20 protein-coding genes are annotated in these 22028 nt (G+C 70.1%); 15 read left to right on the top strand and 5 right to left on the bottom strand.

All coding sequences use genetic code 11. The annotated features are described in order from the left end of the window. Nucleotides 1-57 precede the first annotated feature (57 nt). The 3 genes from metZ (at nucleotide 58) to BLP73_RS14505 (ending at nucleotide 4840) form a co-directional block, all read left to right on the top strand. Entirely contained in the window at nucleotides 58-1233 is a 1176-nt protein-coding gene (metZ, locus tag BLP73_RS14515; RefSeq protein WP_090746157.1) for an O-succinylhomoserine sulfhydrylase, read from the top strand. Nucleotides 1234-1262: 29 nt separating this feature from the next. After that, complete coding sequence (gene folE2 / locus BLP73_RS14510; protein ID WP_425415697.1) at nucleotides 1263-2279, top strand: GTP cyclohydrolase FolE2; 1017 nt, start codon at nucleotides 1263-1265, stop codon at nucleotides 2277-2279. A 182-nt stretch (nucleotides 2280-2461) separates the two neighbouring features. After that, nucleotides 2462-4840, top strand: a complete 2379-nt coding sequence (locus tag BLP73_RS14505) for an ATP-dependent helicase (protein WP_090746151.1) — start codon at nucleotides 2462-2464, stop codon at nucleotides 4838-4840. On the opposite strand, the gene BLP73_RS14500 is transcribed toward BLP73_RS14505, so the two are convergent. Both BLP73_RS14500 and BLP73_RS14495 read right to left on the bottom strand, forming a co-directional pair. After that, nucleotides 4804-5664: an EcsC family protein gene (locus BLP73_RS14500; protein ID WP_175453374.1), complete on the bottom strand. Its 861-nt coding sequence runs from the start codon at nucleotides 5662-5664 to the stop codon at nucleotides 4804-4806. The two genes, BLP73_RS14505 and BLP73_RS14500, sit on opposite strands and share 37 nt — an antisense overlap. Before the next feature lie 73 nt (nucleotides 5665-5737). Further along, complete coding sequence (locus BLP73_RS14495; protein WP_217630696.1) at nucleotides 5738-6697, bottom strand: cation diffusion facilitator family transporter; 960 nt, start codon at nucleotides 6695-6697, stop codon at nucleotides 5738-5740. 146 nt (nucleotides 6698-6843) lie between these two features. On the opposite strand from BLP73_RS14495, the gene BLP73_RS14490 reads away from it, so the two are divergent. The 9 genes from BLP73_RS14490 to der all read left to right on the top strand — a co-directional run bounded on the left by BLP73_RS14490 (nucleotide 6844) and on the right by der (nucleotide 16837). Continuing rightward, nucleotides 6844-8109 carry a sarcosine oxidase subunit beta family protein gene (locus tag BLP73_RS14490; RefSeq protein ID WP_090746145.1) on the top strand — a complete coding sequence of 422 codons (1266 nt, stop codon included), beginning with the start codon at nucleotides 6844-6846 and terminating at the stop codon, nucleotides 8107-8109. A gap of 91 nt (nucleotides 8110-8200) precedes the next feature. Further along, nucleotides 8201-8446, top strand: a complete 246-nt coding sequence (locus tag BLP73_RS14485; protein WP_090746142.1) for a hypothetical protein — start codon at nucleotides 8201-8203, stop codon at nucleotides 8444-8446. A gap of 147 nt (nucleotides 8447-8593) precedes the next feature. Next, nucleotides 8594-8926, top strand: a complete 333-nt coding sequence (locus tag BLP73_RS14480; RefSeq protein ID WP_090746136.1) for a sarcosine oxidase subunit delta — start codon at nucleotides 8594-8596, stop codon at nucleotides 8924-8926. After that, nucleotides 8923-11853 carry a sarcosine oxidase subunit alpha family protein gene (locus tag BLP73_RS14475; protein ID WP_090746134.1) on the top strand — a complete coding sequence of 977 codons (2931 nt, stop codon included), beginning with the start codon at nucleotides 8923-8925 and terminating at the stop codon, nucleotides 11851-11853. The genes BLP73_RS14480 and BLP73_RS14475 overlap by 4 nt, the downstream gene beginning before the upstream one ends. Next, nucleotides 11846-12364 (top strand): sarcosine oxidase subunit gamma, encoded by a 519-nt coding sequence (locus BLP73_RS14470; RefSeq protein WP_090746131.1) that lies wholly within the window; start codon nucleotides 11846-11848, stop codon nucleotides 12362-12364. The genes BLP73_RS14475 and BLP73_RS14470 overlap by 8 nt, the downstream gene beginning before the upstream one ends. A gap of 187 nt (nucleotides 12365-12551) precedes the next feature. Further along, nucleotides 12552-13151, top strand: a complete 600-nt coding sequence (locus BLP73_RS14465) for a superoxide dismutase (protein ID WP_090746128.1) — start codon at nucleotides 12552-12554, stop codon at nucleotides 13149-13151. Between the two features lie 160 nt (nucleotides 13152-13311). Continuing rightward, nucleotides 13312-13992: a tetratricopeptide repeat protein gene (locus tag BLP73_RS14460; protein WP_090746125.1), complete on the top strand. Its 681-nt coding sequence runs from the start codon at nucleotides 13312-13314 to the stop codon at nucleotides 13990-13992. A gap of 38 nt (nucleotides 13993-14030) precedes the next feature. Next, nucleotides 14031-15356, top strand: coding sequence for a PQQ-binding-like beta-propeller repeat protein (locus BLP73_RS14455; RefSeq protein WP_090746122.1), 1326 nt, complete (start codon nucleotides 14031-14033; stop codon nucleotides 15354-15356). Beyond that, nucleotides 15353-16837 carry a ribosome biogenesis GTPase Der gene (gene der / locus BLP73_RS14450; protein WP_090746118.1) on the top strand — a complete coding sequence of 495 codons (1485 nt, stop codon included), beginning with the start codon at nucleotides 15353-15355 and terminating at the stop codon, nucleotides 16835-16837. Before BLP73_RS14455 ends, der begins: the two co-directional genes overlap by 4 nt. Nucleotides 16838-16844: 7 nt before the next feature. Here the strand turns inward: der and BLP73_RS14445 are convergent, their stop codons facing one another. From BLP73_RS14445 to BLP73_RS14435, 3 genes are read right to left on the bottom strand one after another with little or no spacing between them, the layout of a single operon-like run. Then, entirely contained in the window at nucleotides 16845-17603 is a 759-nt protein-coding gene (locus tag BLP73_RS14445) for a hypothetical protein (RefSeq protein WP_090746115.1), read from the bottom strand. A gap of 52 nt (nucleotides 17604-17655) precedes the next feature. Continuing rightward, nucleotides 17656-18948 (bottom strand): serine--tRNA ligase, encoded by a 1293-nt coding sequence (gene serS / locus BLP73_RS14440; protein ID WP_090746112.1) that lies wholly within the window; start codon nucleotides 18946-18948, stop codon nucleotides 17656-17658. 60 nt (nucleotides 18949-19008) lie between these two features. Next, the gene (locus tag BLP73_RS14435) at nucleotides 19009-19368 is read right to left on the bottom strand and encodes a thioredoxin domain-containing protein (RefSeq protein ID WP_090746109.1); all 360 of its coding nucleotides are present in this window, start codon (nucleotides 19366-19368) and stop codon (nucleotides 19009-19011) included. A 103-nt stretch (nucleotides 19369-19471) separates the two neighbouring features. Here BLP73_RS14435 and meaB point away from each other — a divergent pair, with 103 nt between their 5' ends. From meaB to rpmB, 3 genes are all read left to right on the top strand, one after another. After that, on the top strand, nucleotides 19472-20443 hold the full coding sequence (gene meaB, locus BLP73_RS14430) for a methylmalonyl Co-A mutase-associated GTPase MeaB (RefSeq protein WP_090746242.1): 972 nt from the start codon (nucleotides 19472-19474) through the stop codon (nucleotides 20441-20443). 68 nt (nucleotides 20444-20511) lie between these two features. Next, nucleotides 20512-21564, top strand: coding sequence for a bifunctional transcriptional activator/DNA repair enzyme AdaA (locus BLP73_RS14425; RefSeq protein WP_090746106.1), 1053 nt, complete (start codon nucleotides 20512-20514; stop codon nucleotides 21562-21564). Between the two features lie 123 nt (nucleotides 21565-21687). Next, entirely contained in the window at nucleotides 21688-21978 is a 291-nt protein-coding gene (gene rpmB / locus BLP73_RS14420; RefSeq protein ID WP_090746103.1) for a 50S ribosomal protein L28, read from the top strand. The last annotated feature ends 50 nt before the right edge of the window (nucleotides 21979-22028 follow it).

Genomic DNA, 22028 nt, shown 5'->3' with positions numbered 1-22028 from the left:
ACTTGCGCGGGATGGGCGCGGCGGGTTAGTCCCGCGCCCATCAGGGAAAGGCGCGACATGTCCGAGACGAAGCTTCACCCCCGCACGCAGGCGGTCCACCACGGCACCCGCCGCAGCCAGTATGGCGAGATGGCCGAGGCGATCTTCCTGACGCAGGGCTTCGTCTATGACAGCGCCGAAGAGGCCGAGGGCCGCTTCCAGCAGGCGGGCCCGGACGAGTTCATCTATGCCCGCTACGGCAACCCCACGAGCCGCATGTTCGAGGACCGCATCGCGGCGCTGGAAGGGACCGAGGACGCCTTCGCCACCGCCAGCGGCATGGCCGCCGTCAACGGCGCCATGTTCGCCATGTGCAAGCCTGGCGATCACGTCGTCGCGGCGCGGGCGCTGTTCGGCTCCTGCCTCTATGTGCTGGAGCTGCTGGCGAAGTTCGGGGTTGAGGTCAGCTATGTCGACGGCACCGATCTCGATCAGTGGCGCGCGGCCATTGGGCCTTGCACCAAGGCCGTCTTCTTCGAGAGCGTGTCGAACCCGACGCTGGAGGTCGTGGACCTGAAAGCCGTCGCGGACCTTGCCCATGCGGCGGGCGCCACGGTGGTGGTGGACAACGTCTTCGCCACCCCGGTCTTCTCGCGCGCGGTCGAGCTGGGCGCGGATGTGGTGATCTATTCGGCGACCAAGCATATCGACGGCGGCGGGCGGGCGCTGGCCGGCGTCATCTGCGGCACGCGGCATTTCGTGCGCGAGGTGGCCGAGCCCTACATGAAGCACACGGGCGGGGCGATCAGCCCCTTCCACGCCTGGATCATGCTGAACGGGCTGCAGACGATGGACCTGCGCGTGCGGGCGCAGGCGGCGAGCAGCGCGACGATCGCGGCGGCGCTGCAGGGCCACCCGGCGCTGTCGCGGGTGATCTATCCGGGCCTGGCCGACCATCCGCAGCACGCGATCGCGATGGAGCAGATGGGCTCGGGCGGCACGATGATCGCCATCGACCTGCATGGCGGCAAGGAGGCGGCCTTCGCCGCGCTGAACCGGATGCGGATCGTCAAGATATCGAACAATCTCGGGGACGCGAAATCCATCGCCACCCATCCGGCGACGACGACCCACCAGCGCCTGACGGACGAGCAGAAGGCGCATCTGGGGATCACCCCCGGCCTCATCCGCCTGTCGGTGGGGCTGGAGGATGCGGGCGATCTGATCGCGGACCTGCACCAGGCGCTCGGCTGAGGCGGGCGCCGCGACAATCCGTCCGGGGTCTGGTTTCCGGAGGATCATCTTCTATATCCCTGTGGCCCCATCCGGAGGTTGCCATGACCGAGATCCGTCCCCTGACCCCCGCCTATCCCGCCCTGGCGCGGGACTACGACCGCAGCTTCCGCGTCACCGACGACTACAAGGCCGGGCTGCCCGACCTGCAGAACGGACCCGCCAGCCTGATCGTCGGGGCGCGCGCGCCGATCCAGCATGTCGGCATCTCGAACTTCCGCCTGCCGATCCGCTACCTGATGCGCGACGGCGGCGAGATCACGCTGGAGACCAGCGTGACCGGCACGGTGAGCCTGGAGGCAGACCGCAAGGGCATCAACATGTCCCGGATCATGCGCTCGTTCTACAACCACTCGGAACATGCCTTCAGCCTGTCCGTGCTGGAGGCGGCGCTGCAGGACTACAAGATCGACCTCGGCTCGCTGGACGCGCGCATCCAGATGCGGTTCTCGTACCCGATGCGGGTCGAGTCGCTGCGCTCGGGCCTGTCGGGCTGGCAGTACTACGACATCACGCTGGAAGTGGCCGAGCACCAGGGCCAGCACCTGCGGAACATGCATATCGACTATGTCTATTCCTCGACCTGCCCCTGCTCGCTGGAGCTGTCGGAACATGCCCGCCAGACCCGCGGTCGGCTGGCGACGCCCCATTCGCAGCGCTCGGTCGCGCGCATCTCGCTGGTCATGGCCGGTCCCGAGCGGCTGTGGTTCGAGGACGTGATCGAGCTGTGCCGCCGCGCGGTGCCGACCGAGACGCAGGTCATGGTCAAGCGCGAGGACGAGCAGGCCTTTGCCGAACTTAACGCGGCGAACCCGATCTTCGTCGAGGACGCGGTGCGGGCCTTCGCCGCCGAGCTGCAGGCCGAGCCGCGGGTCGGGGACTTCCGCGTGGTCGCGAGCCATCAGGAATCGCTGCATTCCCACGACGCGGTGAGCCTGCTGACCAGCGGGACGACCTTCGCGCAGGCCTCGCTGGACCCCGCGACCTTCATGGGGCTACGGGCCTGATCTCTTGCGTCCCGCGACGGCCGGGGGCGCTTCGCCCCCGTCGCCGGCTGGTCCTCGGACCAGTGGCGCACCAGCCTGCGACCCCCCGGAGGATATTTTCGCACAGGTGATTTCTGCGCCGGAAGGGAACGGATGAGGAACAGAGGCTTTCCTCGCCGCCGCGGCGCGCTTATGTTGGGCGCATGGACCTGATCGACGAATCCGACCGCGGGGCGCGGGTGCCCCTGTCGCAGCGCGCCGTGGCGGCGCGGCCTGCCCCCTATCTGGACGGGCTGAACCCGGCGCAGCGCGCGGCGGTCGAGGCGCTGGACGGGCCGGTGCTGCTGCTGGCCGGGGCGGGGACGGGCAAGACGCGGGCGCTGACCACGCGGATCGCGCATCTTCTCATGCTGGGCCGCGCGCGGCCGGGGCAGCTGCTGGCGGTGACCTTCACCAACAAGGCGGCGCGCGAGATGAAGGACCGCATCGCCCGGCTTCTGGGCGAGACGGTCGAGGGGATGCCGTGGCTGGGCACGTTCCACTCGATCAGCGTGAAGATCCTGCGCCGCCATGCCGAGCTGATCGGCAACGGGCAGGTGCATCTGAAGCCGTCGTTCACGATCCTCGACACGGACGACCAGATCCGGCTTCTGAAGCAGCTGCTGTCGGCCGAGAACATCGACGAGAAGCGCTGGCCCGCCCGCCAGCTGGCGCATCTGATCGACGGCTGGAAGAACCGCTGCCTGACGCCATCGAACCTGCCGCGGGGCGAGGGCGAGGCCTTCGACGGGCAGGGCGGCAAGCTCTATGCCGCCTACCAGGACCGGCTGCTGACGCTGAACGCGGTCGATTTCGGCGATCTGCTGATGCATTGCGTCATGCTGTTCCAGGCCCATCCCGACGTGCTGCGGCAATGGCAGGACCGCTTCCGCTACATCCTCGTGGACGAATACCAGGACACGAACGTCGCGCAGTACATGTGGCTGCGGCTGCTGGCGCAGGGGCATCGCAACATCTGCTGCGTGGGCGACGACGACCAGTCGATCTATGGCTGGCGCGGCGCCGAGGTCGGCAACATCCTGCGCTTCGAGAAGGACTTTCCCGGCGCAGAGGTGATCCGGCTGGAGCAGAACTACCGCTCGACGCCCGAGATCCTGGGCGCGGCCTCGGGCCTGATCGCGGCGAACCAGGGGCGGCTTGGCAAGACGCTGTGGACGGATGCCGCGCCGGGCGAGAAGGTGCGGCTGATCGGGCATTGGGACAGCGAGGCCGAGGCCCGCTGGATCGGCGAGGAGATCGAGGCCTTCCAGGGCGGCCACCGCGCCGCGCTTGGCCGGGTCAGCCTGAACGACATGGCGATCCTCGTGCGCGCGTCCCACCAGATGCGGGCCTTCGAGGACCGCTTCATGACCATCGGCCTGCCCTATCGCGTCATCGGCGGCCCCCGCTTCTACGAGCGGCAGGAGATCCGCGATGCGATGGCCTATTTCCGGCTGGTCGTCAGCCCGGACGACGACCTGGCCTTCGAGCGGGTGGTGAACACGCCCAAGCGCGGCCTCGGCGACAAGGCGGTGCAGACGGTGCAGCAGATTGCGCGGCAGAACGGCGTGAACCTCCTCGAGGGCGCGCGGATCGCCGTCGAGGAGCAGCAGCTGGGCGGCAAGGGCCTCGCGAACCTGCGGGACTTCGTGGCGCTGATCGGACGCTCGCACATGGCCGTGCGCGACGGCGCGCCGCATGTGGAACTGGCCGAGCGCATCCTGGACGAGTCGGGCTACACGGCGATGTGGCAGAACGACAAGTCGCCCGACGCGCCCGGCCGCCTCGACAACCTCAAGGAGCTTGTTAAGGCGCTGGAGGAGTTCGAGAACCTGCAGGGTTTTCTCGAGCATGTCTCGCTGGTCATGGACCGCGACGATGGCGAGCAGGCCGAGCAGGTCAGCATCATGACGCTGCACGGCGCCAAGGGGCTGGAGTTCCCGGTCGTCTTCCTGCCGGGCTGGGAGGATGGGCTGTTCCCCAGCCAGCGCGCGATGGACGAGCTGGGCACCCGCGGCCTGGAGGAAGAGCGGAGGCTGGCCTATGTCGGCATCACCCGGGCCGAGCGGCTGGCGACGATCAGCTTCGCGGGCAACCGGCGGCTCTATGGGCAGTGGCAAAGCTCGATGCCGTCACGCTTCGTCGACGAGTTGCCCGAGGAGCATGTCGAGGTGCTGACGCCGCCGGGCCTCTATGGCGGGGGCTACGGGGCGGCGATGGCCTTCGCCGGCGCCGCGCCGGCGGGCGGGGCGATGCATGACCGCGTGGCGCAGGCGGATGTCTACAACTCGCCCGGCTGGAAGCGGATGCAGGCGCGGGCGAGCGAACGCAAATCCCCCGTGGGCCGCACGCCGGTGACCATCGATGCGACGCCGGCGGCGCGCTTCGCCGTCGGCGACACGGTCAGCCATGCCAAGTTCGGCACCGGCAAGATCATGGGCATCGCCGAGGACACGCTGACCGTGCAGTTCGACGCCGGCTTCAAGAACATCAAGGCGGCCTATGTTCAGCCGGCCGGGGGCGGGGACGACGTGCCCTTCTGAGCCGGGTCGGCGCGGCTTCTCGTGCCGCTATCGGCCAGCCGCTTCAACCGGGCGCCAAGCCCGCGCGGGCGGGCGCGGACCCGCTCCAGCGCGCGGGCATATTCGGCGTGGATGTCGATGCCGGGGTTCTGGGCCTCGAGCCGCAGCAGGCGGAAATGGATCTGCGCCACGCGCTCGTAATAGTCGACGAAGGCGAAGTTGATCGCCGCGCCGGTGGCCGCGCCAAGCACCGGGATCGCCTGCGCCCCCAGCTTCGTGGTCAGCCTTGCCGCAAAGCCGCTGGCAAAGCGCGAGATCAGCGCCGAGACGGTCTGCCCGTTGGTCAGGACGCGGTTCGCGAGGAAGGACTTGGCGGCCGCGTCCCCGCCCTCGCCGGGCTCGCCGAACTGGAAGACGGCCAGGCATTCCAGCCGAACCTCGGGATCGGTCGTGTCGAAGCCGTGCTGCCGCGCGACCTTCTGGATCGAGTTGAAGATGACCGTGGTCGAGGCGATCAGGTCCGGGACGATCCCGACCAGCCCGAACCAGCCGCCCGTCGCGCCCGACAGGACCGCGGCGGCGCGATTGGCGATAAGGGGCGAATCGCGCACCACGCTGACCTGATCCCCGCGCCCGGACAGGTCGTAGAGCTGGCGGAACGCGCTTTCCAGCACCGTCTCCAGCGCGACGGGCGAAAGGTTCAGCACCGTCGTCGCCGCCCCTTCGGTCATCCGTCCCACCGCCTCGACCCCGCGCATCAAGAGGCCGCGGCTCTCCAGCTGCGTGGCGGCGATCCGGTCCAACTCGGCGCGCAGGGCGGCCTGGGGATCGAGGGGCAGCGTCATCTTTGCTCTCCTTGCCATGACCCCGTGCGGGGCGTCGTCCGTGAGGGATCAATCCGCCGGCCGGCCCTTGGGTTCAGTCGGCCCATTCGGGATCGGTGGTAAAGGCGATGGTCAGCCAGCGGTCGGGGCTCTCGCCGCCGATCGCCTCGCCGATCTCGTCGCGGATGGCGTCCCATTCCTCTAGCGGGCGGGCGGGCGCGCCGCGCGGGACGATGAAGAACAGTTCGATCTGGCGGCCGCGGCCCACACGCGCGACATAGGCGCGGTGATCGGTGAAGCCGTGGCGGGCGGCGATCTCGGCGGCGATGGAGTCGATGCGGGCCTTCATCTCGGGCGGGGTGATCAGCAGGATGTCGGCCAGCGCCCGCCGGATCGTCGGGATCGGCAGGGGCAGCATGACCAGGCAGACCAGCGCCAGGATCGCGGGGTCCACGTAGGGCGACATCCAGTCGAGCGCGGTTCCCTGAATCAGCCAGCCAAAGAGGAAGGCGGCCAGCAGCGCCCCGGTCAGCGCGGCGGACATGGTCCAGCCCTTCACGTCCAGCGCGACGAAGCTGGACCGGATGGTCCGGTTCGCCCGGCGGTTCTTCAGCGCCATCAACGCCGCGACCACGACGACGATCGCGGCGTAGAGGATCGCCTGCCCGAAATCCAGCTCGCGCCCGCCCGACAGCAGGCTGCTGACCGCCGTCACCAGCGCGTACAGCGCAGCACCCGTCAGCAGGACGCCGTTCACGCCCAGCACCATGGGCTCCAGGTGCCAGAAGCCCATGGTGAAGCGGTGGGCCAACCGCGCCTGCCGCCGCTCGGCCATGGTCTGGGTGATCAGCATCGAGACGACCAGCGCCACCGCCGTCATCGAGGCGTCGATCAGAGAATAGATCCCGTCGAAGATGATCGAGGCCGCGCCGCTGGCGATCCCGAAGCCGATCCCGACCACCGCCAGCACGAAGGTCATCGCGATGGAAAAGCGCAGCACCCCCTGCTCGGTCGGCGCGGCGCGGCTGGACGTGGCGTCGGTCATCTTCTTCATGTCCCCCTGCCTCGCCCCAACGCCGCTGCGCCTTGCGCGGTTCAGCCGCAGGCGGCGTGTCGCAAATCGAGGTGATCCTGCCGCAACCCGTCTTGAGCCGGACGTGCCGCCGCCGCATTCTCTGCCCCGAAACGACAGGAGCTGCCATGCCCGAAGCCCCGACCTCCGGCCGCTATTCCGTCTTCGCCCTCGCGCGCGAGGCGCTGCGCCAGCACACCGGCTGGCGCCGGGCCTGGGCCAGCCCCGAGCCGCGGAACCGCTACAAGGTCATCGTGGTCGGCGCGGGCGGGCACGGACTGGCGACGGCCTACTATCTCGGCAAGAACTTCGGCATCACCGACATCGCGGTGCTGGAGAAGGGCTGGCTGGGCGGCGGCAACACGGGGCGGAACACGACGATCATCCGCTCGAACTACCTGAAGGACCCGTCCGCGGCGCTCTACGAGAAGGCGCGCAGCCTCTACGAGACTCTCAGCCAGGACCTGAACTACAACATCATGTTCAGCCCCCGCGGCCTGATCATGCTGGCCCAGACCGAGCACGAGGTCCGCGGCTACCGCCGCACCGTCCATGCCAACACCCTGCAGGGCGTCGCGACCGAGTGGATCGAGCCCGCCCGCCTCAAGCAGCTGGTCCCGATCATCAACCTGGACGGCCCGCGCTACCCGGTGCTCGGCGGGCTCTACCAGGCCCGCGGCGGCACGGCCCGACACGACGCGGTGGCTTGGGGCTATGCCCGCGCCTGCAGCGACATGGGCATGCACATCATCCAGAACTGCGAGGTCACCGGCGTCGAGACCGAGGGCGGCAAGGTCCGCGCCGTCAACACCTCGAAGGGCCGGATCGGCTGCGACAAGCTCGCCATCGTGGTCGCCGGCCATTCCAGCCAGCTGGCCGAGATGGCCGGCTTCCGCCTGCCCATCGAAAGCGTCGCGCTGCAGGCGCTGGTGTCCGAGCCGATCAAGCCCTGCATGGATGTCGTCGTGATGGCGAACACCGTTCACGGCTATCTCTCGCAATCGGACAAGGGCGAGATGGTGATCGGCGGCGGCACCGACGGCTTCAACAACTTCACGCAGCGCGGCTCGTGGCACCATGTCGAGGAGACCGTGCGGGCGCTGATCGAGACCTTCCCCATGCTTTCGCGCCTCAAGATGCTGCGGCAATGGGGCGGGATCGTGGACATGACCGGCGACCGCTCGGCGATCCTCTCGGCCACCCCGGTCGGCGGGATCTTTGTCAACTGCGGATGGGGCACGGGCGGCTTCAAGGCCATCCCCGGCTCGGGCTGGGCCATGGCCGAGCTGATCGCGAAGGGCAGTCCCGGCCCGCTGGCCGCCGATTTCGGCCTCGGCCGCTTCCGCGAGGGCCGGTTCATCGACGAATCCGTCGCCGCCGGCGTGGCGCATTAGGCACGGAGCCGCGCATGAGGACGCTGTCCGGAACTCCCGCCCAAGTTGTCGCATTGGATTGTCATCATTCGGAAAACCGAAAGGGACATCCATGGCTGACCGCAACAACAACGGCCTCTACTTCATCGTCGGCGGCATCGTCGTCGTCGTCGCGCTGCTCTTCTTCTTCATGTCCGGCAGCAACACCGGCACCGGCACGGTCGAGACCACGGCCCCTGCCGCCGGCGGCGACACCGTCATCATCGACACGCCCGACACCGGCGCCGCGGCCTCGCCCGACGTCTCGGTCGAGCCTGCCCCGGCCGATCCCGCGACCACGCCCACTCCGGCAAACTGACCGCTCCGGCTTCGGTCTTGAAATATCCACGGGGGTCCGGGGGCAGTCAGCCCCCGGTTTCCGCCTGACCGCAGGTCAGGCAGGTCTCGCCCGGCGCGTCCGGTGCGGGGCTCTTGTCCGTTCCACCCCTCCGACCAAGGCGCCGCCATGCTGATCCTGACCTGCCCCTGTTGCGGCGTAGCAGCCGAGGAAACCGAGCTTCAGCCCGGAGGCGAGGCGCATCTGAAGCGCGTCGGCCCCGGTGGCAGCGACGACGAGTTCGAGGCCTATCTCTTCGCCCGCAAGAACCCCAAGGGCGTCCATTTCGAGCGCTGGCGCCATGCCTATGGCTGCGGCAAGTGGTTCCTCGCCGCCCGCTGCACCGCCACGCTTCAGGTCTTCGGCACCTACAAGGCGCAGACTCCGCACCCGCCCGCCGAGATCGTCGAGAAGATCCGCGAAGCCCGCCCCGACTGGCAGCCAGACTGGAGCGCCGAATGACCCACACGCCCCCCTTCCGCCTCTCCTCCGGCGGCCGGCTGATCGACCGCGCCTGGCAGGTTCCGTTCCGCTTCGACGGCCGCCACCTCAAGGGCCTGACCGGCGACACCATCGCCTCGGCGCTCTTGGCGAACGGCCAGATGCTCATGGGCCGGTCCTTCAAGTATCACCGCCCGCGCGGCCCCCTCGCCTCGGGCGCCGAGGAGCCGAACGCCCTCCTCGGCCTCGGCCAGGGCGGCCGGTTCGAGCCGAACCAGCGCGCCACCACCACCGCCCTGACGCAAGGCATGGTCCTGCGCCCGCAGAACTGCTGGCCCTCGCTCGACGCGGACATCGGCGCGATCAACAACTGGCTGGCGCCGCTGCTGCCGGCGGGCTTCTACTACAAGACCTTCATCCAGCCGCGCCCCTTCTGGAAGCATCTCTTCGAGCCGGTGATCCGCCGCAGCGCCGGCCTCGGCCGCGCCCCGACGGAAGCCGATCCCGACCGCTACGAACAGGCCTACGGCTTCGCCGACGTGGTCGTCGTCGGCGGCGGCATCGCCGGGCTGGAGGCCGCGCGCGAGGCGGCCGAAGGCGGCGCAACCGTACTGGTGCTGGAGCAGTCCCCGGTCTGGGGCGGCCGGACGCCGACCGACCATCCGGGCGGGCAGGGCGCCATCGACGCGCTGCTGGCCGACCTGCGCGCGCGGAAGAACGTCACCCTGCGCCGCAACACGATGGCGACGGGGCTCTACGACCACGGCTATCTCATCGCCCGCGAAGCGCTGGCCGATCATGACCCGAACCAGGGCATCCCCCGCCAGCGCCTCTGGCGCATCCGCGCGGGCCATGTGATCGCCGCCACCGGCGCGCTGGAGCGGCCCCTCAGCTTTGCCTGCAACGACGTGCCGGGCGTGATGCTGGCCTCGGCCGTGCGCGACTTCATCGCGGATTATGGCGTCGCCCCCGGCCGGCGCATCGTCGTCGTCACGAACAACGACGACGCCTATCGGACCGCGATCATCGCCAAGCGTGCCGGGCTCGACGTGCCCGCCATCATCGACGCCCGCCACAACCCGGCCGGCGCTCTGCCGGACGAGGCACGCGCGCTCGGCATCACCGTCCTCGGCGGCACCGGCATTGCCAAGGTCAAGGGCCACCGCCATGTCGAGGCGGTCGTCACCTGCGCCTATCACGGCGAGGGCGCGCCGCTTCAGACCATCGACTGCGACGTGGTCGCCATGTCGGGCGGCTGGTCGCCGGTCGTGCATCTCTACAGCCATTGCGGCGGCAAGCTCACCTGGGACGAGGCCGGCGCCATGTTCCGCCCCGACCCCGACCGCCCGCCGCTCGGGCCTGACGGCAAGGGCAACGTCACCTGCCTCGGCGCCGCCAGCGGCAACCTGACCTGCGCCGGCGACCTGGAGCATCCCGAGGCGCCCATCATGCCCGTCTGGGTCATGCCTGCCCGCGCACCCTACAAGCTGCGCGCTAAGATGTGGCTCGACTTCCAGAACGACGTGAAGGTGACCGACGTGGAACTTGCCGCGCGCGAGGGCTACGCCTCGGTCGAGCACACCAAGCGCTACACCACGCTCGGCATGGCGACGGACCAGGGCAAGGTCAGCAACATCAACGGCCTCGCCGTCCTGTCGGGCACGCTGGACCAGCCCATCGCGGCGACCGGCACCACGACCTTCCGCCCGCCCTACACGCCGCTGACTCTCGCCACCATCGCCGCCGAGGCCAAGGCCGAGGCCTTCCAGCCCCTCCGCAAGAGCCCGATGCACAGCTGGCACGAGGCCCACGGCGCCAGCTTCGAGCCCATCGGCCAATGGCGCCGCCCCTATGCCTACCTGCAGGGGACCGAGGACCGCCACGCCGCCGTCCACCGCGAGATCCTGGCGGTCCGCCGCGGCGTCGGCACGCTGGACGCCTCGACCCTCGGCAAGATCGTGGTGAAGGGCCCGGATGCCGGGCGTTTCCTCGACATGCTCTACACGAACATGATGTCGAATCTCGGCATCGGCAAATGCCGCTACGGCCTCATGTGCAACGAGAACGGCTTCCTGATGGACGACGGCGTCGTCGCGCGCCTCGCCGAGGACACCTGGCTCTGCCACACCACCACCGGCGGGGCCGACCGCATCCACGGCCATATGGAAGACTGGCTGCAATGCGAATGGTGGGACTGGAAGGTCTACACCGCCAACCTGACCGAGCAATACGCCCAGGTCGCCGTCGCCGGCCCGCAGGCCCGCACCCTGCTGGAACGCCTCGGCGGCAGCATCGACCTGTCGCCCGAGGCGCTGCCCTACATGCAATGGGCCGAGGGCGATCTCGCCGGCATCTCCGCGCGCATCTTCCGCATCAGCTTCTCTGGCGAACTGAGCTTCGAGATCGCCGTTCCTAGCAATCGCGGGCTGGAGCTGTGGGAGCGTCTGCACCAAGCCGGCCAAGACCTCGGTATCACCCCCTACGGGACCGAGGCGATGCATGTCATGCGCGCCGAGAAGGGCTTCATCATGATCGGCGACGAGACCGACGGGACCATCATCCCACAGGACCTGGGCCTCGAGTGGGCCATCTCGAAGAAGAAGGCGGACTATATCGGCAAGCGGGCGCAGTCGCGGCTGCACATGAAGGACGGCAACCGCTGGAAGCTGGTCGGCCTCGAAAGCCTCGACGGCCGCGTGATCCCCGACGGCGCCCATGCCGTGGCCGAGGGCACGAACGCCAACGGTCAGCGCAAGGTGCAGGGGCGCGTCACCTCCTCCTACCACTCGCCGACGCTGGACCGGCCCATCGCGATGGGCCTCGTGCACCACGGCCCCGCGCGCATGGGTCAGGTGCTGGACTTCCCGATCCCCGGCGGCGGGGTGATGAAGGCCCGCATCGTGGACCCGGTCTTCTACGACAGGGAAGGGAGCCGCCTTCATGGCTGAGACGCTCGCCACCATCGCCCGCATTCCCGGCCTCGGGATGCTGACCATCCGCGCCGACCTCGCCCGCGCCGGCGAGGCGCTGGCCGAGGCGGCCGGCCTTGGCCTGCCCGACACCACGCAGATCACCACCGACGGCAGCCGTTCCCTCGGCTGGATGTCCCCCGACGAGCTGCTCCTGATCCTGCCCGAGGCCGAACTGCCCGAGGCCCATGAGGCCCTGACCCAGGCCCTGATGGGCGAGCACGGCCTCGTCGTCGACGTCTCGGACGCCCGCGCCGTCTTCGACGTGACCGGCCCGCACGCCGCCGACGTCATCGCGAAGCTCGCCCCCGTGGACGCCGCCCACCTGCCCGAGGGACATCTGCGCCGCACCCGCATGGCCCAGACCGCGGCCGCCATCTGGCGCATCCAGGGCGGCTTCCGCGTGATCGGCTTCCGCTCCACTGCCGACTACCTGGGCCTCATCCTCACCAATGCCGCGCTCCCCGGCAGCACCCTCGCCCCGCGCTGATCATCTTCTGTGCCGAAATATCCTCAGAGGGGGGAATTGGCCGTCAGGCCAAGAGGGGGGCGCGAGCGCCCCCTTCGCGCCCCGGCCGCGGCGCGGCGAGGAACCGCCCCCGCCCCCTTGCGTTGACCGGGCGAATGCGCGACCGTGCCGCCGGCCAAGGTTGCAACCTTCTTGAAAGGACAGGAAAATGGCTTTCACGCTTCCCGATCTTCCGTATTCCCACGACGCTCTGGAAAGCGCCGGCATGTCGCGCGAGACGCTGGAATATCACCATGACAAGCACCACAAGGCCTATGTCGACAAGCTGAACGAGCTGGTCCAGGGCACCGAGTGGGAAGGCAAGTCGCTGGAGGACATCGTCAAGGGCACCTACCAGCCCGGCGCCGTCGCCCAGAACGGCATCTTCAACAACGCCAGCCAGCACTGGAACCATGCCCAGTTCTGGGAGATGATGGGCCCGAACAACGCCGCCATGCCGTCCGAGCTGGAATCCGCGATCAAGGACAGCTTCGGCTCGGTCGATGACTTCAAGAAGAAGTTCACCGAGGCCGGCGTCGGGCAGTTCGGCTCGGGCTGGGCTTGGCTGGTGAAGAACGCCGAGGGCGGTCTGGAAGTCACCAAGACCGAAAATGGCGTGAACCCGCTCTGCCACGGCCAGACCGCGCTGCTGGGCTGCGACGTGTGGGAGCACAGCTACTACATCGACTTCCGCAACGCCCGGCCGAAATACCTCGAGAACTTCCTGTCGAACCTCGTGAACTGGGAAAACGTGGCCTCGCGCATGTAAGGCGCAGGCACCATCCGCCCTCCAAGGCCCGCCCGTCCGGCGGGCCTTTCGCGTTGCGGATCAGGGAACCAGCCCGTGATCGGGCGCGCCATTGGCTTTTCCGCCGGCCGCGGTGTATGACGCTCGGCAACACGACCGACAACACCTGACGAAGGCGGCCATGGCCAACCAGAACGACAGCTTCATCGACGAGGTGACCGAGGAACTGCGCCGCGACCGGCTCTACGCGGCTTTCCGGCGCTACGGCTGGATCGCGATTCTGGCGGTCCTGCTGCTGGTCGCGGGTGTCGTCTGGCGCGAATACAGCCGCAGCCAGGACCGCGCTGCGGCCGAGGCCTTCGGCGACGAGATCCTCGCGGCCGAGGCCAGCGGCGATCCGGCGGCCATCCTGGCCGTGGACCCGCGCGGCTCGGAAGGGCGCGAGGCGCTGGCGGCGCTGCTGGCCGCCTCGGCCCGGGCCGATGCGGGCGACCGCGCCGCCGCCGCCGAAGCGCTGCGGGCCCTGGCGGCCGATGACGCGGCCGCCCCGCAGGACGACGTGCTGCGCGAGCTGGCGCAGCTGAAGCTGGTGATGCTGGCCGGCCCCGAGATGGACCCGTCCGAGCGTGACGCGATCCTCACCCAGCTCTCGCGCGCCGGCGCGCCCTTCGAGCTGTTGGCGCTGGAGCAGAAGGCCGTGGCGCTGATCGGCGCGGGCCGGACCGAGGACGCGCTGACGCTGATCGGCCAGATCCAGCAGCGCGAGGGGCTGAGCGAAGCCTTGCGCCGCCGCCTCTCCGAGATGATGATCGCCCTCGGGGAAGAGCCCGGCGTCGCGACCGACACCCAGTTGCCGGGCTGAGCGGCGCGAAGACCAACAAGGACGAGGGAGAGCACGGCATGATCCTGACCTTGCGCACCGGCTTGACGCTGGCCGCCGCACTGGCGCTGACGGCCTGCGCCGACCGGGACATCATCCTGCCGGGCGAGCGGCTGGACCCGCTTGCCGTGACCTCGCCCGACGGTCCCGCGGTGGAGGGTCCGGCGGGCATCACCACGACCGCGCTGTCCCTCGCCGCGCCGCAGACGAATGCCGAATGGACCCACCGCGCCGGCAATGCCGCCCATCAGCCCGGCCACGTGGCGCTGGCGCAGGGCACGCGGCTGCAATGGTCCGCGCCCATCGGGCAAGGCGACAGCCGCCGCCACCGCATCACCTCCGAGCCGATCATCGGCGGCGGGCTGATCTTCACGCTGGACAGCCGCGCGCAGGTCACCGCGACCGCGCCGAACGGCGGCACGGTCTGGACCGCTGACGTCACCCCGGCGCTGGAGGCGCGCGACAGCGCTTCGGGCGGCGGTCTCGCCTACGAGGGCGGCCGCGTCTACGCCACCACCGGCTTTGGCGAGCTGGTCGCGATGGACGCCCGCTCGGGCGGGGTGCTCTGGCGCCAGCGCGTCGGCGCCCCCATCGGCGGCGGGCCGGCCGTGCAGAACGGCACCGTCTATGTCGCCGACCGCAACAACGTGGGCTGGGCGGTCAACGCCGCCGACGGTCGCGTGCTGTGGCAGAACTCGGGCACGCGCTCGGGCTCGGGCGTGATGGGCGTCTCGGTCCCTGCGGTTGCGGGCAACGCCGTGATCTTCCCCTTCTCCTCGGGCGAGCTGCTGTCCGTGGACCGCGCCACCGGGGTCACCAACTGGAGCGCGCAGATTGCCGGCACCCGGCCCGGCCGCTCCATCGCCGTGATCCGCGACATGACCGGCGATCCCGTCGTCGCGGGGGCCCGAGTCTATGCCGGCACGTCGGCCGGACGGATCGAGGCGGTGGACCTGGCCTCGGGCTTCACCGACTGGTCCGCGCGCGACGGGGCGAACAGCCCGGTCGTCGTCGCGGGCGGCGCGGTCTTTGCCGTCAACGACCAGGCCGAGCTGATCCGCCTCGACGCCGCGACGGGCGGGGTGGTCTGGCGCCAGCCGATGCCCTATTACACAACCGACCGGGTCCGCCGTCAGGACCAGATCCACGCGCATTACGGCCCGGTGCTCGCCGGGGGGCGGCTCTACGTCGCATCAACGGACGGGCTCTTGCGGATCTTCGATCCGGCCTCGGGCGCGCCGCTCGGGCAGGCTGCCATCCCCGGCGGAGCCGCCGCCGCCCCGGCCATCGCCGGGCAGACCCTTTACGTCGCCTCGCGCAGCGGCCAGTTGCACGCATTCAGATGACATTCACCCTCGCCATCGTCGGCCGCCCCAATGTGGGCAAGTCGACCCTCTTCAACCGTCTCGTCGGCAAAAAGCTGGCGCTGGTCGACGACCAGCCCGGCGTCACCCGCGATCTGCGCGAGGGGGCGGGCCGGCTTGGCGATCTGCGCTTCGTCGTGATCGACAGCGCCGGCCTGGAAATGGCAGAGGATGACAGCCTGCAGGGCCGCATGCGCCGCCTGACCGAGCGGGCGGTGGACGAGGCCGATGTCTGCATGTTCGTCATCGACGCCCGCGTGGGCGTGACCGCGGCCGACGAATACTTCGCCGAGATCCTGCGCCGCCGCGCAAAGCACGTCATCGTTGCCGCCAACAAGTCCGAGGGCAAGGCGGGCGAGGCCGGCGCGCTCGAAGCCTACAGCCTCGGCCTCGGCGAGCCGCTGCGGATCTCGGCCGAGCATGGCGAGGGGATGGACGACCTCTATCGCGTCCTCATGCCGCTGGCCGACCAGATCGAAGAGGAACGCCCCGCGCCCATTGAGGCTGTCACCGACGTGGACCTGTCCGACGAGGATGCCGAAAGCGGCGAGGGTTCGGAAGACTGGCGCCCCTCGGCGGCGCGGCCCCTGCAACTGGCAGTGATCGGGCGCCCGAATGCGGGCAAGTCCACGCTGATCAACAAGATCATCGGCGAGGACCGCCTGTTGACCGGTCCCGAGGCGGGGATCACCCGCGATTCGATCAGCGTCACGACCGAGTTTATGGGCACGCCCATGCGCATCTTCGACACGGCCGGGATGCGCAAGCGCGCCAAGGTCACCGACAAGGTGGAAAAGCTTTCCGTGGCCGATGGGCTGCGCGCCGTGCGCTTCGCCGAGGTGGTGGTGGTCCTTCTGGACGTCGCCATCCCCTTCGAGCAGCAGGACCTGCGCATCGCGGACTATGCCGAGACCGAGGGCCGCGCCGTCGTGGTCGCCGCGAACAAGTGGGACCTCGAGGAGGACAAGCCGCACAAGCTGAACGAGCTGCGCGCCAGCTTCGAGAAGCTTCTGCCGCAGCTGCGCGGCGCGCCGCTGGTGACCGTGTCGGCGCAGACGGGCAAGGGGCTGGACCGGCTGCACGCCGCGATCCTGAAGGCGCACGAGGTCTGGAACCGCCGCGTGCCGACCGCGCGGCTGAACCAGTGGCTGGGCGTGATGACGGAAAGCCACCCGCCCCCTGCGCCGGGCGGGCGCCGCATCCGCCTGCGTTACATGACGCAGGTGAAGACCCGGCCGCCGGCCTTCGTGGTCAAGGCGACGCATACGGACCAGATCCCGGACAGCTACCAGCGCTATCTCATCAACGGGCTGCGCGCCGATTTCGACATGCCCGGCACGCCGATCCGGCTGTTCTTCCGCGACCAGGGCGCGAAGAACCCCTACAAGGCCAAGGCCGACAAGATCGTGCAGTCCGGCGCGCTGTCCAAGCACAAGGATCGGCAGAAGCCGAAGGGCAGCTAGTTCCGCCTCAGGACGCGGCCCGCACCAGCACGCTCGCCATGCCCGCGATCCCCAGGATTGCGGCCAGGGCGATGGTCGGATCGGTGCCCATCGTGGTGACGGCGAGCGCGCAAAAGGCCCAGATCAGCGCCGCCGAATAGCCGATGCTCTGCCCGATCCACAGCTGCGCGGCCATGCCGAAGGCGGTCGCGGGCAAGATCGAAAGGGCCGCGACCCACTCCATCGGCATGGAAAATCGCGTGCCGATCACGGCCGCCAGCCCGGCCGAGGTCACCGCCGTCGCCCAGCCCCCCAGAAAGCCCAAGGCCGGCCTCTGCCGACCCGCGCCGCGCCGTGCGGCGAGCACGGCCGCGGTGGCGGCCAGCGCCATCAGCGCGGCAAGCCCGCCCGGCGCGTGCGGGAAGATCCAGGGCGCCGCCGACGCCGCGGCCAGCGCGACCAGCAGAAGCGGGCGGATGGCCAGGACGCGGCGCCCGTCCGGCTCGCCCGGATCGATCCACTGGCCGATGGCGTCCAGCGCGACCGTCGCCCAGACTGCGATCAGAAGCGACCACATCAGCGGGTTCTCGGGCTGCAGGTAGAGCCGGCTGATCGCGGAGGCGGCGATCGGCTCGGCATCGATCATGTCCGGCAGAAACGGGCCGGTCATCTGGCTGCCGTCCATGACGGCGCGCGGCGACATCCAGTCCGCGGCGGCATAGATGGCGCCGGCGATCACGAAGACCGCCGCCGTAAGCCCATGCAGGATGTCGCCCAGTCTGCTCATGCCCCCGGAACGCGCGGCCGGCAGAGGCAGTTTCCGCATCTTGCGCGACAGGTCAGATAAGTTGACCTTCCGCCGAGATCGCCTCGGCGCCGCCGAGGTAGGGGCGCAGGGCGGCGGGCAGGCGGACCGAGCCGTCGGCCTGCTGGCCGTTCTCGACCACGGCGATCAGCGCGCGCCCGACCGCAAGGCCGGACCCGTTCAGGGTGTGGACGAACTCGGGCTTGCCACCCTCTGCCGGGCGGTAGCGCGCGTTCATCCGCCGGGCCTGGTAGTCGCCGCAATAGCTGACGCTGCTGATCTCGCGGTAACGGTTCTGGCCCGGCAGCCAGACCTCGAGATCATGCGTGATCCGCGCCCCCGCGCCCATGTCGCCGGTGCAGAGGACAATGGTGCGATAGGGCAGCTCCAGCGCCTCCAGCACCGCCTCGGCGCAGCGGGTCATGCGCGCGTGCTCGGCCAGACCGCTTTCGGCGTCGGTGATCGAGACCATCTCGACCTTCTCGAACTGGTGCTGACGCAGCATCCCGGTGGTGTCGCGCCCGGCGCTGCCGGCCTCGGAGCGGAAGCACTGGCTGTGCGCCACCATGCGGCGGGGCAGGGCGGCCTGATCCAGCAGATCGCCGTGAACGGTGTTGGTCAGCGTCACCTCCGAGGTCGGGATCAGCCAGTAGCCCTCGCGCGTCTGGTAGCTGTCCTCCCCGAACTTCGGCAGCTGGCCGGTGCCGACCATCATGTCCTCGAGCACGAGAACCGGGGTCCAGGTCTCCTCTAGTCCGTGCTGGGTGATGTGCAGATCGATCATGAACTGCGCCAGCGCCCGGTGCAGCCGCGCGACGCTGCCCTTCAGCACCGTGAACCGGCTGCCCGAGAGCTTCGCGCCCGTGGCGAAGTCCATGCCCGGCCTGATGGCGGGGATGTCGAAATGCTCGACCGGCTGGAAGTCCAGCGCGCGGGGCGTGCCCCACCGGCGCAGCTCGACATTGTCCTCTTCGCCGCCGCCGTCCGGCACGCTCTCGAGCGGCAGGTTCGGGATGGTCAGCAGCAGATCGCGCAGCTGCCCGTCCAGATCGCCCGCCTCGGCCTGCATCCGCGCCACGTCGGCCTTCTTCTCGGCCACCAGCACGCGCAGCCGCTCGAACTCGGCCTCCTCGCCACGGGCCTTCGCGGCGCCGACGTCCTTGCTGGCGCGGTTCTGCTCGGCCTGCGCGGTTTCGGCGGCCGAGATGCGTTCGCGCCGCGCGCCGTCCAGCGACAGGATCTGCGAGGTCAGCCCCGTCAGCCCGCGCCGGTTCAGCGCGGCCTCGAAAGCCTCGGGATTGTCGCGGATGGCGCGGATGTCGTGCATGTCGTCCCTCTCAGGTTGTTGCCGCTTCCCTAGCCGAAAGGCACGGCCCGGCAAAGGGCTTCAGAGGCCCGCCTGCCGCAGCAGGTCGCCCAGCACCGGGTGGAAGTAGCGCTGCCCGACATAGCCCTCGATCCGGCCCAGCTCGACGCCGTTCCGCAGAAGGATGAAGCTTGGCGTGATCCAGGGCCTGCGGTCCAGCGCGAGGCCGTCGGGATAGGGCCCGTCCAGGTCCACCTCGAAGATCGGCGCGATACGGCCGGCCGGGCTGGCGGCATAGCCCGGGCCGATCTCGCGCTTCCAGGCGGCGCAATAGGCGCAGTGCCGGGCGGTCACCATCATCAGCTGCACCCGGTCCTGCGCCAAGGCGGGGCGCGCCAGAAGCAGAAGGGGCAGGGCGAGAAGCTGGCGGCGCGTCGGCATGGGGGCAGACTACGCCCGGCCGGGACAGGCGAACAGTCACATGCGCGGGATGGACGCGCGGGCGGCGCTGGTCCAAGGTCGGCCCGCTTGAGCTTGGACGATGATGACCAACGATCCGCTTCTTCACCCGCTTCTGGATGGCGACCGCCGCGCCCTGTCCCGCGCGATCACGCTGGTCGAATCGACCCGGCCCGATCACCGCGACCGCGCGATGGCGCTGCTCGCCGCGCTGCCGGACCGGCAGGCGCTGCGGATCGGCCTGTCGGGCACGCCCGGCGTCGGCAAGTCCAGCTTCATCGAGGCGTTCGGGATGATGCTGACCGGGCAGGGGCTGCGCGTGGCGGTGCTGGCGGTGGACCCGTCCTCGACCCGCTCGGGCGGCTCGATCCTCGGCGACAAGACCCGGATGGAGCGGCTGTCCCGCGACCCCCGCGCCTTCATCCGCCCCTCGCCCTCTAGCGCCGTCCTCGGCGGCGTTGCTCGCCGCACGCGCGAGGCGATCCGCCTGTGCGAGGCCGCCGGCCATGATGTCGTGCTGGTGGAAACCGTGGGCGTCGGCCAGTCCGAGGTGCTGGTCGCCGGCATGACGGACCTCTTCGTGCTGCTGCTGGCCCCGGCCGGCGGGGACGAACTGCAGGGCGTCAAGCGCGGGATCATGGAGGTGGCCGACCTGATCCTGGTGAACAAGGCCGATGGCGAGCTGCTGGCCCCCGCCCGCCGCACCGTCGCCGACTACGCGGGCGCCCTGCGGCTTCTCAGGAAGCGCCCGCAGGACCCCGACGGCTTCCCGAAGGCGCTGCCCGTCTCGGCCCTGACCGGCGACGGGCTGACGCGGGCCTGGGACGAGATGCGGGCGCTGGCCGACTGGAGGCGCGAGACCGGCCATCAGGATCGCGCCCGGGCCGCGCAGGCGCAGGACTGGTTCACCGCCGAGCTGCGCGCCGCGCTTCTGGCCCGGCTGCAGACGCCCGAGGCAAAGGCGCAGGTGGCGGCGCTTGGCGCGCGGGTTGCGGCCGGCGCGCTGCCCCCGGCGCTCGCGGCGCAGCAGGTGCTGGACTGGCTCGACGGGACGTAGATGTCCTGCCCGTTTCTGCGTCCCGCCCGGCCGCCGAATCGACTAGAAGAAACGCAAGGAGCAAAGCCATGCGTGATCTTCCCGGCCATGACCAACTTTACGCCGCGCTTCTGGCGCGCGATCCCGCCTATGAGGGGCAGGCGCTGGTCGGCGTCACCTCGACCGGCATCTTCTGCCGCCTGACCTGCCCGGCCCGCAAGCCCCGCCCCGAGAACTGCCGCTGGTTTGCGGATGCCGACGCCGCCCGCACTGCCGGCTTCCGGCCCTGCAAGCGCTGCCAGCCCGGGGGCGAGGCGCCCGCGCTGGTCGCCGCCCTCACTGCGGCGCTGGAGCAGGACCCCACGCGCCGCTGGACCGAGGCCGACGTGGCGGCCCTCGGCCATGACCCCTCGACCGTGCGCCGCCTCTTCCGCCGCCAGTTCGGGCAGAGCTTCCTGCAGATGGCCCGCGCCGCGCGCCTGCGCGCCGGGGCGCAGGCACTGCCCGAAAGCGTGATCGCGGCGCAGCTGGATGCGGGCTTCGAATCGGCCTCGGGCTTCCGCGCCGCCTTCCGCCGCCTCTTCGGCCATGCGCCGCAGGAGATGCGCGGGCCGGGCGTGGCGCTTGCCGACTGGATCGACACGCCGCTCGGGCCGATGATCGCCATCGCCGACGAATCGCACCTGCACCTGCTGGAGTTCACCGAGCGGAAGGCGCTGCCGCAGGGCCTCCGCCGCATCTCGGCGCATCTCGGCGGCCGCCTCGGCCTCGGCCGCACGGCAGTGACGGAGCGGACCGAGGCCGCGCTGGCCGCTTTCCTCGCGGGGCAGGACGGTCGGCTCGACCTGCCGCTGCGCCTGCACGGGACGGCCTTCCAGCAAAGCGTCTGGCAGGCCCTGCGCCAGATCCCGCCCGGTGAGACCCGCAGCTATGCCCAGCTCGCCGCGGCCATCGGCGCGCCCACGGCCACCCGTGCCGTCGCGGCGGCCAATGCGGCGAACCGGCTGGCGCTGGTCGTGCCCTGCCACCGGGTGATTGGCGCGGACGGGCAGCTCTCGGGCTATGCCGGAGGCGTCTGGCGCAAGCGGCGCCTGCTGGAAATCGAAGCCGCCTTCGCCCGAAAGGCGCGCGAAGCGGGTTGACGGCGCGGCCTTGGCGCTGTAGTCACCCGCGAACGGAATTCCGGGCGCTGCCTCGCGGCGCCCTTTCACATTGGGACGGACCCTGCCGGGACCGCCCGCATAGCTGAGACGAAGGAACACACCATGTCGCGCGTCTGCGAACTGACCGGCAAAGGCCCGATGAGTGGCAACAACGTCAGCCACGCCAACAACAAGACCCGTCGCCGGTTCCTGCCGAACCTGAACGACGTCACCCTGCTGTCCGAGAAGCTGGGCCGCGGCTATTCGCTGCGCATCTCGGCCGCAGCGCTGCGTTCGGTCGACCACCGCGGTGGGCTGGACGCCTTCCTCGCGAAGGCCAAGGACACCGAGCTGTCGGACCGCGCGCTGAAGATCAAGCGCGACATCGCCAAGGCCGAGCAGCCCTCGGCCTGAGCCGAGCCGCCGCCATGCTGCCGCGTGACCCTGCCCGACCGGGCGGGGTT

This window comes from Paracoccus tibetensis (assembly GCF_900102505.1).
Lineage (GTDB): Bacteria > Pseudomonadota > Alphaproteobacteria > Rhodobacterales > Rhodobacteraceae > Paracoccus > Paracoccus tibetensis.
This window is presented reverse-complemented; position numbering and strand designations above follow the sequence as displayed.